This is a genomic window from Aeromonas sp. FDAARGOS 1409 (genome assembly GCF_019048705.1).
GTDB classification, from domain to species: Bacteria; Pseudomonadota; Gammaproteobacteria; order Enterobacterales; family Aeromonadaceae; genus Aeromonas; species Aeromonas sanarellii.
Genome location: NZ_CP077395.1, coordinates 2,124,496 through 2,137,963 on the forward strand (window position 1 = coordinate 2,124,496; position 13,468 = coordinate 2,137,963).

The 13,468-nt window shown below is 66.6% G+C and carries 10 protein-coding genes; 7 read left to right on the forward strand and 3 right to left on the reverse strand.

Translation table 11 applies throughout. From position 1 onward, the window contains the following. The first annotated feature begins 193 nt into the window (after positions 1 to 193). Together I6L39_RS10205 and viaA are read left to right on the forward strand one after the other, a co-directional pair. Complete coding sequence (locus I6L39_RS10205) at positions 194 to 1,801, forward strand: ATPase RavA domain-containing protein (protein WP_216991699.1); 1,608 nt, start codon at positions 194 to 196, stop codon at positions 1,799 to 1,801. An 85-nt stretch (positions 1,802 to 1,886) separates the two neighbouring features. After that, entirely contained in the window at positions 1,887 to 3,341 is a 1,455-nt protein-coding gene (gene viaA, locus I6L39_RS10210) for an ATPase RavA stimulator ViaA (RefSeq protein WP_216991700.1), read from the forward strand. 24 nt (positions 3,342 to 3,365) lie between these two features. Here the strand turns inward: viaA and I6L39_RS10215 are convergent, their stop codons facing one another. Beyond that, positions 3,366 to 4,370 (reverse strand): sensor domain-containing diguanylate cyclase, encoded by a 1,005-nt coding sequence (locus I6L39_RS10215; protein ID WP_209794698.1) that lies wholly within the window; start codon positions 4,368 to 4,370, stop codon positions 3,366 to 3,368. 196 nt (positions 4,371 to 4,566) lie between these two features. Here I6L39_RS10215 and I6L39_RS10220 point away from each other — a divergent pair, with 196 nt between their 5' ends. The 3 genes from I6L39_RS10220 (at position 4,567) to I6L39_RS10230 (ending at position 8,785) form a co-directional block, all read left to right on the forward strand. After that, on the forward strand, positions 4,567 to 6,441 hold the full coding sequence (locus I6L39_RS10220; RefSeq protein WP_216991701.1) for a GGDEF domain-containing protein: 1,875 nt from the start codon (positions 4,567 to 4,569) through the stop codon (positions 6,439 to 6,441). 245 nt (positions 6,442 to 6,686) lie between these two features. After that, positions 6,687 to 8,276, forward strand: a complete 1,590-nt coding sequence (prfC, locus tag I6L39_RS10225; RefSeq protein ID WP_157005270.1) for a peptide chain release factor 3 — start codon at positions 6,687 to 6,689, stop codon at positions 8,274 to 8,276. Between the two features lie 170 nt (positions 8,277 to 8,446). Beyond that, positions 8,447 to 8,785 carry a nuclear transport factor 2 family protein gene (locus I6L39_RS10230; RefSeq protein WP_209794696.1) on the forward strand — a complete coding sequence of 113 codons (339 nt, stop codon included), beginning with the start codon at positions 8,447 to 8,449 and terminating at the stop codon, positions 8,783 to 8,785. A 140-nt stretch (positions 8,786 to 8,925) separates the two neighbouring features. On the opposite strand, the gene I6L39_RS10235 is transcribed toward I6L39_RS10230, so the two are convergent. Both I6L39_RS10235 and I6L39_RS10240 read right to left on the reverse strand, forming a co-directional pair. Further along, a complete protein-coding gene (locus I6L39_RS10235; RefSeq protein ID WP_216991702.1) occupies positions 8,926 to 9,837 on the reverse strand; it encodes a GNAT family N-acetyltransferase in 912 nt (303 codons plus the stop codon). A gap of 265 nt (positions 9,838 to 10,102) precedes the next feature. Beyond that, a complete protein-coding gene (locus I6L39_RS10240; protein WP_216991703.1) occupies positions 10,103 to 11,140 on the reverse strand; it encodes an alkene reductase in 1,038 nt (345 codons plus the stop codon). A gap of 164 nt (positions 11,141 to 11,304) precedes the next feature. On the opposite strand from I6L39_RS10240, the gene I6L39_RS10245 reads away from it, so the two are divergent. Together I6L39_RS10245 and I6L39_RS10250 are read left to right on the forward strand one after the other, a co-directional pair. Next, the gene (locus I6L39_RS10245; protein WP_209794694.1) at positions 11,305 to 11,874 is read left to right on the forward strand and encodes a TetR/AcrR family transcriptional regulator; all 570 of its coding nucleotides are present in this window, start codon (positions 11,305 to 11,307) and stop codon (positions 11,872 to 11,874) included. A gap of 103 nt (positions 11,875 to 11,977) precedes the next feature. Further along, positions 11,978 to 13,390, forward strand: a complete 1,413-nt coding sequence (locus I6L39_RS10250) for a DUF2252 domain-containing protein (protein WP_042077752.1) — start codon at positions 11,978 to 11,980, stop codon at positions 13,388 to 13,390. The last annotated feature ends 78 nt before the right edge of the window (positions 13,391 to 13,468 follow it).

A 13,468-nucleotide genomic window follows, 5' to 3' on the forward strand; every position in this document is an offset into this window, starting at 1 on the left:
TACGTTGGGGTAAATTCTGATGCGCAGAGTACACTCTCGCGGGTTTTGCTGCACCCCGGACGTTGCCTTTTCGCCGTGCGGCGATGGCGGATGAACGCCGGCCAGGGGCAGAGATGACAGACAATGACGACGGGAGGGGGCCAGAGGCCGGACCCCGAATCCCTATGACCATACCAGCTTCGGAACTGTGCCTATGCCGCCTTTAGCCCAGAATACTGTTCGTGCCACCCCCATCCATGAGCGCCTGCTACGGCTCCTGGCCGCCCTCGGGGAGGGGCTGTATGAGCGCCAGGACGCCCTGCGGCTCGGCCTGCTGGCGGCCCTGTGCGGCGAGAGCGTCTTCCTGCTGGGCCCCCCGGGCATCGCCAAGAGCCTGATCGCCCGCCGGCTCAAGCTGGCGTTTCACGATGCCCGTCACTTCGAATACCTGATGACCCGCTTCAGCACGCCGGAGGAGGTGTTCGGCCCCCTCTCCATCCAGGCGCTCAAGGAGGACGGCAAGTATCTACGGCTCACCGCCGGCTACCTGCCGGAGGCCGAGGTGGTCTTCCTCGACGAGATCTGGAAGGCGGGCCCGGCCATCCTCAACACCCTGCTCACCGCCATCAACGAGCGGCAGTTTCGCAACGGCGACAGCCAGCACCCCATCCCCATGCGGCTGCTGGTCACCGCCTCCAACGAGCTGCCGGCCCCGGACAGCGGGCTGGAGGCGCTCTACGACCGCATGCTGGTGCGGGTCTGGATGGACAGGGTGCAGGAGAAATCCAACTTCCAGGCCATGCTGGCGAGCGATGGCCAGTCCCACCAGAACCTGACCCCCTCGGTGCAGATCCGGGGGGAAGAGTACGCCGCCTGGCAGGAGCAGATAGAGCAGGTGCGCCTGCCCGATGCCTGTTTCGAGCTCATCTACCAGTTGCGCCAGCAGCTCGACAGCCAGCTTGGGCACGGCTGCTATGTCTCGGATCGGCGCTGGAAGAAGGCCGTCAGGCTCATCAAGGCGAGCGCCTTCTTCAACGGCCGCGACGAGGTGGCCCCCCTGGATCTGCTGCTGTTCAAGGATTGCCTCTGGCACGACGAGGCCTCCCGCACCGCGCTGCTGGAGATGATCGGCGAGTTTTCCCGCCTCTACGGCTACCAGCAGCTGGCGCTGACCCGGCAACTGCTGGCCCTGCGCGAGCGGTTCAAGCAGTTGAAGGGGGCCGTCGCCCAGCGCATCGGCAGCAAGGCGGTCAAGCGCAAGCAGTGGTTCGGTCGCCGCGCCCGCGGCACCGAGCTGCCGCTCGCCAACGCCAGGGCGTTCGGCAAGCAGGTGCACTTCCACCTGCTCACCCCGGCGCCCCTGGACGGCGGCGATCCCGACCGCCTGACCGAGACCCTCACCTTCGATCGCACCCTGCTCTCCCACTGGCACCCCACCGGGGAGGCCCTGGTGGGCTGGCAGCTCGGCAATCCCAAGGAGGGGCACTACGAGCTGGTGCTGGACGAGCAGCTGCGGCTGCACGTGCTGGATATCCAGCGCCAGCCCGTGCCCCTGGTGCTGGTGGAGCGGACCCCCATCCCCGAGGTGGTGATGAGCCCCTGGCTGGCGGAGCTGGAGGAGCTGGCGAGCCAGGTGGTCCGGGTGCAGCAGAGCCTCAAGGGGCAGCGCAGCCTGTTCGATCGCCACCAGCCCCATCTGTTCGTGGGGGACAACTGGCTGCGCCAGGTGGAGGACAGCTTCTTCGTGCTGAACCGGGATCTGGAGCGGCTCGGCACCGAGCTGCAACAGTGGCGGGATCGCCTGCCCAGGCTGGATGCCTGATGGTGTCCGACGTGGCGCTGGCCCCTAACACGAGCCGCCTGCCGTTGCGGGATGGCACCCTGCGTCCCCTGCACAGGGAGTGGCCATGCTAGAGATCGGCATGATGGATCTGGGGCTCCTCATCGGCGAGGGGGAGCTGGCGGGGGAGATGGCGCTGCTGCTGGCCTCCACCCCGAAGATCTCCGAGTTCATCAAGCGCTCGCCCCTGCAGGGCAAGCTGCTCAGGAAGCGGATCCAGCGCTGGGGCGATCAGCTCGGCGAGGAGATGCGCCACAAGCCGGTGCCGGTGGCGCTGGAGCAGGAGTACCTGCTCTATCAGGCGCACCGCCTGCTGCCCCTGCCGGAGCTGGTGGGGCGACTGCCGGCCCTGCTGGAGGCCCTGGAGCAGCACAGCCCCTTCGCGGGGGATGCCCGCAGCCTGGTGCGCCAGATGCTGGCCCAGCCCACCGAGGGGCTGCGCCAGCTCTTCATCGAGAAGTGGCGCTCCAGCCTGGTGGGCAGCCTGCTGCAGTTGCAGCAGCAGATCGCCGAGGCGGAGCGGGAGAAGCAGCGCCAGGAGATAGAGGATCAGCTGCTGGCGAACCGGACCCTGGCCGATGCCCTGGATCCGCACCAGATCTCCGCGGGCGGCCTCTGGGATCTGGCCCAGGGCAGCTGGCACAAGCGCAGCCTGGTGCTGATCAAGCAATATGCCCGCATGTTGCAGCAGGAGCCCCTGCTGGCGGAGATCGCCGCCCTGCTGGGGCGCAGCGAGCGGGAGCGGCGCAGCGAGGCCAGGACGCTGCCGCCTGTGCCGGTGCACGAGCTGGAGGAGGTGCAGAGCGACGACGTGCCCGACGATCTGGTGGGGGTGCACCCGGCCAGCGATCTGATGCGCCTCTTGCCGAGCGAGGCGGTGATGCTGGCGCTGCCTGAGCTGGAGCTGGAGTTCTATCGCCGCTATCTGGAGCGGCGCCTGCTGAGCTACCAGTCCAGGGGCACCCTGCCACGGCAGCGCCTGATGCAGCGCTCCCCGGAGCAGGGGGGCCAGGAGGTGCAACCTCGAGGCCCCTTCATCGTCTGCGTCGATACTTCGGGCTCCATGGGGGGCTACCCGGAGGAGTGCGCCAAGGCGCTCTTCCTGGCCCTGCTCAAGGTGGCGATGAACGAGAAGCGGGGCTGCTATCTGATGCTCTTCTCCACCGAGGTGGCGACCCTCGAGATCACCGCCGAGACCGGGCTGGAGAAGGCGGAGCGCTTCCTCTCCCTGAGTTTCCACGGCGGCACCGATCTGGTGCCCTGTCTGGAGCAGGCCCTGACCCAGCTGGAGGAGCCGGCGTTTGCCAAGGCCGATGTGCTGGTGGTCTCCGACTTCATCGCCCAGAGCCTGCCCCACGCCCTGCTCGATCGGATGAACGGGCGGCGGGCACAGCAGACCCGGTTCCACGCCGTCGCCATGTCCCGTCACGCCAAGACGGCCATACTGCGGGTGTTCGACAACAGCTGGCTGCTGGATTGCGGCCTGCGCGGACGCCTGCTGCGGCGCTGGCAGCGCAGCTAGGGGCAGGCCGGCACTGTCTGGGGGTCAGACGCCGGGCCTGTGGCAGAGGCCCCGTTCGTTGACCTGCTCCTGATCCAGCAGGGGCTGGCCGCTCGGCTGGGCGATGTGGAAGCCGCGCTTGCCGGCGCGCTTGACCCGGTACATGGCCTGATCGGCCCTGGCCAGCGCCGTGCTGAAGTCGTCCTGGGGCCGGATGGCCGCAATCCCCATGCTGAGCCCCACCGCCGCCTCGCCGTTGGGCAGCTCGAACGGGGTGGCGATGGCGTCGATGCACTGGCGAGCCAGGTGGCTGGTGCGGGGATCCTCGCTCGGCCAGGGCAGCAGCAGCACGAATTCGTCGCCGCCGAGCCGGCCTATCTTCACCCCCTCCTCGCAGCAGTCGCGCAGCCGGCGGGTGAGGGCGATCAGCAGCTCGTCGCCGGCCCGGTGGCCCAGGTTGTCGTTGACCTGCTTGAAGTCGTCGAGATCGATGAAGCAGATGGCCTGGTACTCCCCGGGGAACTGACGGTGCAGGGCGGTGCGGTTGAGCAGGCCGGTGAGGGGATCCCGGTGGGCGAGCTGGGCGAGCTGCTGCTCGTACTCCTTCTCGTGGGTGATGTCGATGTGGGTGCCCATCACCCGTATGGGGTTGCCCTGGGCATCCCGCTCCACCACCCGGCCGCGGTCCAGCACCCAGGTGGTCTTGCCGTCCTTGGCGATCATCCGATGCATCACCTGGTAAAACGGGCTCTTGCCCTCCAGATGGTCGAAGAAGGCCTGCAGCACCTGCTCCCTGTCCTCCGGATGCAGGTGTTCGCGCCAGACGTCGAAGTGGGCCGACAGTTCCTTGGGCTGATAGCCGAGCATGGATCCCCAGCGCCGGTTGAAGATGATGAGCTTGCCGGTCGGCACATGGTTCTGCCAGATGCACAGGCCGGTGCCGTCCATGGCGGCATCCAGCTTCTCCCGCGCGTCCTCGGCGATGCGCTTCAGACGCTCGTTCTCCAGCAACAACCTGTCGTAAGCCTCCCGCAGCTCCTCGTAGGTCATTCCTCATCCCTTCCCTGTTTGAAAGCCTATATAGTCGATGCAGACTTTCCTTCTGTAAAGAAGGGGATAGCGGGGGCTCCCGTCTGACATGAGGAATTTTCTCGCCCTCCGGCGGCTGTGCGCCCGGAGACGGTGGGGATATGATGACAGCGGTGAGCGCGGCATCCGGGCCGGTAAACGGGGAGAGTGAATCTGCATGAAGATCCTGATGGGGTGTGGCCTGCTGCTGTGGCTGGGGATGACGCCGGCCCTGGCACAGCCACCGCGGCTCTCCGAGCCCGAGCTGCTGCGCGAGCTGCAGCAGCTGGAAGACGGCGGGCTGCCGGAGCGGATCTTTCGCGACCGCGTCGCCGTGCTGGCGGACAAGAAGCAGGTGTATCCGGAGGAGGTGCAGGGACGCATCGCCCGCCTGCAGTGCTGGGCCCAGCCGAGCGAGCGGGATGACGACTTCCTGCGCGCCGTGCAGTTTGCCGATCAGGGGCTGGACCGGGTCCGGGCACGCAAGGACAGGGTCACCGAGGCCGGCCTGCTCGCCTGTCGCGGTTACCACAGGCAGCTGCTCGGCAACATGGCCGAGGCCAGGCAGGATTACGACGCGGCCCTGACCCTGGCCCGCCGGCTGGGGGATGAGCGCCAGCGGGCCGACATCCTCAGCCTGCGGGGTGAGATGTTCGCCTACCAGGGGGAGCTGGCCGAGGGGCTGATGGAACTGATCGATGCCCATCGCCGCTACGAGGGGCTCGGACTGGAGGGCAAGGGGCGCGAGGTGCTGACCCGGATCGCCAACGCCTACCGCAGGATGGGGCTCTATGAGCGGGCCGAGAGCTACTTCAAGGAGCTGGAGCACGACTACCGGGTCCTGGGGGATCGGGAGCATCTGGTGGACATCCACAGCCAGCAGGGGCTGCTCTATATCGAGACCGAGGAGTACGACAAGGCGCTGCCCCTGATGGCGGAGGCCGAGATCTACTACCTGGGGCAGCAGCAGGAGGGGATGCTGGCCTGGAGCCGGGTCGAGATGGCCACCCTCTTGCTCAAGCAGGGCAAGACGGCGCAGGCCATGGCCAAGCTGGAACAGGTCAAGGCCCAGCTGCTGCGAGGGAAGGGGGCCGACAGCGTGACCCTGGGCCACTGGCACCTCATCATGGCCACCGCCCTGGACGCCATGGACAGGCCGGCCGAGGCGCAGCGGCACCTGGACGAGGCCGAGCCCATCTTCGCCAGGGAGCAGAATCTGCGCTTCCTCGCCCGGGTCCACGAGGTGCGGGCCCGGGTGCTGGAGCGCCAGGGCCGCATCCAGGAGGCCCTGGCCAGCCTCAAGACTTTCGTGCAGACCCGGCAGGCCCTGGAGCTGCGGCTGCGGGAGCAGCGTTCTCTGCAGATGCGCTTCGAGTTCGATCTCGCCCGCAAGGAGCTGGAGAACCAGACCCTGAGATCCCGGCAGCAGCTGCAGGAGGAGAAGCTCAAGCAACTGCAGGAGCGCCGCTACTGGCAATACCTGGTGGTGACCCTGCTGCTGCTGGTGATGGGCATACTGGTGGTGCACCAGCGCGGCCGCACCCGCAAGATGCAGCGCCTCGCCATGACGGACGAGCTGACCGGCATCCACAACCGGCGCCAGATCCAGGCCAAGGGGCGCAAGTGGTTCACCCAGGCGCGGGAGGAGGGCAAGCCACTGTGCGTGCTGCTGCTGGACGTGGATCACTTCAAGAGGGTCAACGACCAGCTTGGCCACCAGGTGGGGGACAGGGTGCTCACCGCCGTGGCCCAGTGCATCGAGGAGCAGTTGCGCAGCCTGGACAGGGTGGGGCGCAACGGCGGCGAGGAGTTTCTGGTGCTGCTGCCGGACACCCGTCTCGACGAGGCCGCCGAGGTGGCGGAGCGGATCCGGCTCGCCGTCTCCCGCCTCGCCATCGAGGGGGTGCCGGCGGATCATCCCATCCGCATCAGCATCGGCTGCGCCCAGTACAAGCCCGAGGATGACAACCTGGGCGAGCTGGTGCGCCGGGCCGACGAGGCCATGTACGAGGCCAAGCTGGCGGGGCGCAACCGGGTGGTGAAGGCCGCCTGACGCCGCCCGGGGTGGCCCCTCGATGCCGGGCTGGGTATTTTTCACTCGCGCGGGTATAATGCCGCGCAATTTTGCTTTGACTCAAGGCCAGACCCATGTAGCGCAACGCTCTTCCCCGTTTCCACCGGCCGGTCCCCGACCCGCCCGCGTGGCGTTGTTGCATGCATGGGCGCCCTGACCCCAAGGTGCTGTCCCGCATTTATTCCCACGGTGGCCCGCGCCGCCGCCCAATAGAAGAACGTCGAATTATGTCAGCTGAATTTTTGAGTGAAGTCTCCAAGAGACGCACTTTCGCGATCATCTCGCACCCGGATGCGGGTAAGACCACCATCACCGAAAAGGTCCTGCTGTTCGGACAGGCCATCCAGCGCGCCGGTACCGTCAAGGGCCGTGGCTCGGGCCAGCACGCCAAATCCGACTGGATGGAGATGGAGAAGCAGCGCGGCATCTCCATCACCACCTCGGTGATGCAGTTTCCCTATGCCGACTGCCTGGTCAACCTGCTCGACACCCCGGGTCACGAGGACTTCTCCGAAGATACCTACCGTACTCTCACAGCCGTGGATTGTTGCCTGATGGTCATCGACGCCGCCAAGGGCGTCGAAGACCGGACCCGCAAGCTGATGGAGGTGACCCGGCTGCGCGACACCCCCATCCTCACCTTCATGAACAAGCTGGACCGCGAAGTGCGCGATCCCATGGAGGTAATGGACGAGGTGGAGCGCGAGCTCAACATCATGTGCGCCCCCATCACCTGGCCCATCGGTTGCGGCAAGTCCTTCAAGGGGGTCTATCACCTCTACAAGGACGAGACCTATCTGTATCAGAGCGGTCAGGGCCACACCATCCAGGAGAAGCGGGTGGTCAAGGGCCTGCATAGTCCGGAACTGGATGCCGCCATCGGCGAAGATCTGGCTGCCCAGCTGCGCGGCGAGCTGGAGCTGGTACAGGGGGCCTCCCCCGAGTTCGATCACGACGCCTTCATCGCCGGCGAGATGACCCCGGTCTTCTTCGGGACCGCACTCGGCAACTTCGGCGTCGACCACATGCTGGACGGCCTGACCGACTGGGCGCCGTCTCCCATGCCGCGCAAGGCCGAGAGCCGCGAGGTGGTGGCCACCGAGGAGAAGTTCTCCGGCTTCGTGTTCAAGATCCAGGCAAACATGGATCCGAAACACCGCGACCGCATCGCCTTTATGCGCATCGTGTCAGGGACTTACAGCAAGGGCATGAAGATGCGCCACGTGCGCATCGGCAAGGACGTGAACATCTCCGACGCCGTCACCTTCATGGCCGGTGACCGGGAGCAGGCGGAAGACGCCTTCGCCGGCGACATCATAGGCCTGCACAACCACGGCACCATCCAGATCGGCGATACCTTCACCCAGGGTGAGGATCTGAAGTTCACCGGCATCCCGAACTTCGCCCCCGAGCTGTTCCGCCGCATCCGCCTGCGCGATCCCCTCAAGCAGAAGCAGCTGCTCAAGGGGCTGGTGCAGCTCTCCGAAGAGGGCGCGGTGCAGGTGTTCCGCCCGCTCATCAGCAACGACCTCATCGTCGGTGCGGTCGGTGTGCTGCAGTTCGATGTGGTGGTGTCCCGCCTCAAGAGCGAGTACAACGTCGAGGCCATCTACGAGGCGGTCAACGTCGCCACCGCCCGCTGGGTGGAAGGCACCGACGTCAAGAAGTTCGAGGAGTTCAAGCGCAAGAACGAGGTCAACCTGGCGCTGGATGGCGGTGACAACCTCACCTACATCGCGCCGACCATGGTCAACCTGCGCCTGGCCCAGGAGCGTCACCCCGACGTCCAGTTCCGCCAGACCCGCGAGCACTGATCACCCCGGCCGCGCCCTGTGAGTGGCTGACGAAATAAGAGAGACCCCGCTTCGGCGGGGTCTTTTGTTATGGGGCGTTTTTTGGGAGGGGGAGAAGCTCCCCATCCGGGGCTTGATGATGGAATGAACATTGCGGATAAGTGATTCAAATTTCACTCGTGGAGAGAGACATGTCCGTCACCCAACCCGTGGAGGCGCAGTTTGCCGCCTACAATGCCCACGACCTCGACGCCTTCGTGGCCTGCTTTGCCCCGGATTTCAAAGGCTACCGCATGCCGACCGAGACGCCGAGCACAGTCGGCAAGGGGGCGCTGCGGGCCTTCTATGCGGAGCACAGATTCAACAACCCGCTGCTCAAGGCCGAGCTGCTGTCACGCACTGTCATGGGCAACAAGGTGTTCGATCACGAGAAGATCCATGGCCTCTCCCCCGAGCCCATCGAGAGCGTGGCGGTGTTCGAGGTGGAGGCTGGCCTGATCAAGACCGCCTGGTTCTATTTCCCTTCCTGAATGTCCTCTCCCGCAGGGAGAGGACACCATCCGACGTCTGCCGGAAAAATCGCGGAATCCTGTTTTGCTCCCTTCTCCCCTTGCGGGAGAAGGGGCGGGGATGAGGGGGGTGAAGCCAAGGGGTTGGGGGGATAGGGGATCTACTCCAGCTCAAGCACCATGCAGATCTCGCAGGCGTCGTGGCCGGTGCAGCCGAGCGGCCCCGGCAGGTGTTCGAAGCCCAGAGATTCGTAGAGCGCGGTGGCTTCCCGCAGCACGGCCGTGGTCTCCAGGTAGCAGCGCTGGTAACCCAGGGTGCGCGCCTCGGCCAGGGCCTGCAGCACCAGCCGCCGTCCCAGCCCCAACCCGCGCAGGGCGGGGAGGAAGTACATCTTCTGCAGCTCGCAGATCTCCGGATCTCCCGCCAGCGGCGCTATGCCGCCGCCGCCGAGGATGCTGCCGTCCGGCCCCTCGATCACCCAGTAGCGGCTGCGCTCCCCCTGGTAGGTCTCGTGGAGGAAGTCGAGATTGGGATCCGCCACCCCGTAGCCCTTGTCGGCGGTGAGGCCGTACTCGGCGGAGACGGCGCGCACCACGGCGGCGATCCGGGGATTGTCGGCCGGGGTGATGGGGCGGATGACGAACCCCTGTTGGCGGCGGGCCCGGGAGAGGGCGCTGCGATAGAGCCGCATCCCCTCCCAGATCCGCTCGCACTCGGCGGGGGAGAGCTGGGCCAGGGCCCCGGCCATGGTCTCGTCCATCTGCCGGTGCAGCTCCTCAAGTTGCCCCTTGCCCTGTTCGGTGAGGCTCGCCTCCTTGCTGCGCCCGTCCGAGGGGTGGGGCTGCCAGGCGATGAGCTCCCGCTCGGCGAGGCGGGCCAGGGGGCGGCTGGCGTTGGACTTGTCGATGCGAAGGCGCTCGGCGAGCTGCTGGTTGGTGGCGGGGCCTTTCTCCAGCTCGATGAGCAGGTGGGCCTCCAGGGGGCTCAGGGCCAGGGAGCCGCACTGCTGGGAGAGCATGCCGAGTTCGCGTACCAGTTCCCGTGACAGGGCGCGCAGGGGGCGGGGATCCATGGATTCAGTTTCCTTCTGAGGGTTTTGGTTGTCGTACGCAACCAATAACACTTTTTGGTTGTTGATGACAACCATTTTGCGGGGTTAAGGGGGTGAGCGGGCAGAAAAAAGGGCCCGGGAGAGGGGCCCAAACATTGGAAACCCGCGCCAGGGCGCGGACTCCATCCTTGGTCAGGAAAAGGCAGGCTGCGGCGGCCAGACCCCTGGAGCGCCAGGGGCTGGCGGCTGATGCCCGCTCCGCCGGCGCGGTGGGCGCTGCGCGGTTTTACACCAGCTCGGCCAGCATGGTGTCGGCATAGGGGGTCAGCGCCTCTCCCTGCTTCACCTTGGCGAGGTAGTCCGGGTTGGCGATGAGGGGGCGACCGATGGCGACGAGGTCGAAGTGATCGGCCTCGATGGCCTCGGCCGCGGTCTCGGCGCTGTAGTTGCCGACTCCCACCAGATGGCCGTCGTAGCGGGCACGCAGGTAGTCGGAGGCGCGGCCATCCAGGTAGTCGAAGGTGAGGCTGTCATCGAAGATGCCGAGGTGCACATAGGCCAGGGTGCGCTGATTCAGCTCGGCCAGCAGGTGGTCGAACACGGCGCGATCCCGGGCATCCCCTTCGAGGTGCACATAGGCGCCGGGGGAGAGGCGCAGACCCACCCTGTCCCCGCCGATGCGGGCATTGATGGCGTCCACCACTTCCAGGGCGAAGCGGCTCATGTTCTCGGGGCTGCCGCCGTAGCTGTCGGTGCGCAGGTTGCTGGCGTGGTGCAGGAACTGATCGATGAGGTAGCCGTTGGCGCCGTGGATCTCCACCCCGTCGAAGCCCGCTTCGATGGCGTTGGCGGCGGCCTGGGCGTAATCCTCGACCAGCTGGGCGATCTCGCTCTCGGTCAGGGCGCGGGGCACCTGATAGACCAGCTCGCGCATGCGCGGCACCGTGCCTTCATGGGCGACGGCGGAGGGGGCCAGCACTTCGGTGTGATGGAAGAAGGGGTGGGAGAGGCGGCCCACGTGCCACAGCTGGGCGAAGATCTTGCCGCCCCTGGCGTGCACGGCGGCGGTCACCTTCTTCCAGCCTTCCACCTGCTCGGCGCTGTAGAGCCCCGGGGTATTGGGGTAACCCTGACCATCCGGCCGGATGATGGTGGCCTCGGAGATGATGAGGCCGATGTCGGCGCGGCGGCCGTAGTAGGCGGCCATCTGCTCGGTCGGCACCAGGCCCGGGCCCGCCATGCAGCGGGTCAGGGGGGCCATCATGAAGCGGTTGGCCAGGGTGAGGGTGTCGTTCAGGCGATAGGGTTGAAACAGGGTATCCATGGGGCTTGTCCTTGGGGATGATTCTTGAACGGGCATTCAAGACGTTTTTTGGTTTGTGTGCAAGTCTTTTTTGAGCAAGCATTCAACATGGATTGAAGGGAATGGCTGGGGTAAACTTGCCGCCCTGTTTTCCCGCCCCACGACACCTTGCCAACGGAGACCCCATGCGCACTGCCGAATTTGATCGGGATCTTGTCCTGCGAAGCGCCATGGAGGCGTTTCGCGCCAGAGGCTATGCCAAGACCACCATGCAGGAGCTGGTGGCGGCGACCGGCCTGCACCCGGGCAGCCTCTACGCGGCCTTTGGCAACAAGCGCGGCCTGCTGCTGGCGGCGGTGGATCACTATGTGGAGGAGAAGTGCGCCCTGCGCCGGCGCTGCTTCGAGCAGGCGAGCCCCCTGGCCGGGCTGCATGCCTACTTCACCCGGCTGGTGGACGATGCGCTGCAGGGCGCCTGCCTGGTGACCCGCACCCTGATGGAGCTAGCGGAGCAGGACGAGGAGCTGCACCTGCGTTGCAAGGCCATCTATGGCGAGCTGGAGCGCGATCTCGCGCAGCAGCTGCAACGGGCAAAGGCCCTGGGGGAGCTGGCGCCCGGGCGGGACATCCCCACCCTGACCGCCTTTCTGCAGGTCAATATCCAGGGGCTCATCACCTTCGCCCAGTGCCACCCGGACCCTATGCTGCTGGAGGGGGTTGTCACCCAGCTGATGGCGGCCCTCGTCCTTCGCTGACCCCTCTCGCACGGCCTGCTTCGGCCGATTTTTCCCCCGTCCTGCCTTGCTCTCGTCCGCCCCCTCTTCCATCTTCATGGGACAGTGTCAGGAGCAAGCGAATATGGCCAAACCATCGAAGTCCCAGGCGATGCTGATGCATTTCACCGCCCCCCGTCTCTCCATCGAAGAGCGCTTCGCCGCCGGCAAGCAACTGCGCGATCGGGTGCCCCGGGAATCCCATTGCCTGCTGCCGGATCCCTCGCACGGGCGGGATCCCATCGCCGTGCTCAAGGCCCAGGCCGCCACCCGGGTGCAGCGGCTGGTACCGGTGCGCCACGCCAGGATGCAGGAGTCCCCGTTCGCCTTCCTGCGCGGGGCGGCGGCCATCATGGCGGCGGATCTGGTCGACACGCCGCGCACCGGGCTCATGGTGCAGGCCTGCGGCGACATGCACGTGGCCAACATAGGCCTCTATGCGAGCGCAGAGCGCAACCTGGTGCTGGCCATCAACGACTTCGATGAGACCCACATCGGGCCCTGGGAGTGGGATCTCAAGCGGCTCGCCGCGAGCGCCCTGGTGGCGGCCGACTTTCTCGGGGCCAGCGCCGCCCGCCAGCGGGAGGCGGCCAGAATGACAGTGGCCGGCTACCGCACCCGGCTGCGGGAGTACGGCAAGATGGGCTTCATGCACGTCTGGTACGATCGCATCGATCAGGCCTCAGTGCTCCACGCCTTCTCCGAGGATGCCCACCGCAGTGTCGAAGCCGCCTTCGCCAAGGCCAGGGGGCGCAATCACCTGCAGGTGCTCGGCAAGATGACTGATCTGGTGGACGATCAGCACAGGATCCGCGAGATCCACCCCTTCGTCATCCGCGAGACCCACACCGAGGATGGGGAGCCTGTCTACGAGGTGCTCGGGGAGCTGCTGGAGGCCTATCTGGCCTCCTTGCCGGAAGACAGGCGGATCCTGCTGCGCCGCTACCGGGTCGTGGACGTGGTGCGCAAGGTGGTCGGGGTGGGCAGCGTGGGCACCCGCTGCTGGGTGATACTGCTGACGGGGGCCGACGACGACGATCCCCTCTTCCTGCAGGTCAAGGAGGCCCAGCCCTCGGTGCTGGCGCCCTACTTCACCTCGGAAGATGACAGCGGCAGCCAGGGGCGGCGGGTGGTGCGGGGCCAGCGCCTGATCCAGGGCTCGCCGGACATCTTCCTCGGCTGGTGCGAGCTCAGGGGACGCCACTTCTACGTGCGCCAGCTGCGGGACATGAAGGGGGGCATCGACATCACCCCAGGCATGGTCAGGCCCCGCCACTTCGTCGAATACTGCCAGCTCTGCGGCTGGGCCCTGGCGCTGGCCCACGCCAAGTCGGGGGACGCGGCCCGCATCGCCGGCTACCTGGGCAAGTCGGACGTGATGGACGAGGCCATCGCCGAGTTTGCGGTGGCCTATGGCCAGCGTACCCGGGAGGATCACCGCCGCCTGCAGGCCGCCATCGCCCTCGGCGAACTGCCGGTGGCCAGCGAGGCCCGGTGAGGGGCTATTCCTGGTTCATCCGCTCCTTCATCAGATTTTTGAGCCATGTCAGCGCGGGTGGCTGGGCGTGCAGCCTGG